Below are 329 nucleotides of genomic sequence, written 5' to 3' on the forward strand. Positions count from 1 at the left end.
TCGGCGCACGCGCGGCCCGACACCAGGCTGACCTCGCGTTCCGACGATGGGCCGCCGAGCAGGGCGGCGATATGGCGGCCAAGCAGAGGCTGGGTGGTCATTGGGGCGGACACTCTTAGGAGCTGCGACGTTGAGCCACTCCTAGTCAGCGCCGATGACGCTGCCAACTGTCCACTCATCAAACAAAGCGTGTCATCCCGGCCGCAGCGAAGCGGAGAGCCGTGACCCAGGGCAACCGCGAAGCGCCGGCCCCAGGGTCCCGGCTCGGCTTACGGCCGCCCGGGATGACACAGTGCTTGTCGTCGTTAATGCGCCGCCGTCGCCGGCGC

General features: G+C 68.7%; 2 pseudogenes. One reads left to right on the forward strand and one right to left on the reverse strand.

Annotation, left to right across the window (positions count from 1 at the left end):
- Positions 1–101, reverse strand: a pseudogene (locus tag EIK80_RS25280) (D-alanine--D-alanine ligase); the annotation flags it as partial.
- Between the two features lie 53 nt (positions 102–154).
- On the opposite strand from EIK80_RS25280, the pseudogene EIK80_RS27095 reads away from it, so the two are divergent.
- Positions 155–329, forward strand: a pseudogene (locus EIK80_RS27095) (hypothetical protein); the annotation flags it as partial.

Origin of the sequence: Caulobacter sp. 602-1, assembly GCF_003931565.1 — a bacterium.
GTDB lineage: Bacteria > Pseudomonadota > Alphaproteobacteria > Caulobacterales > Caulobacteraceae > Caulobacter.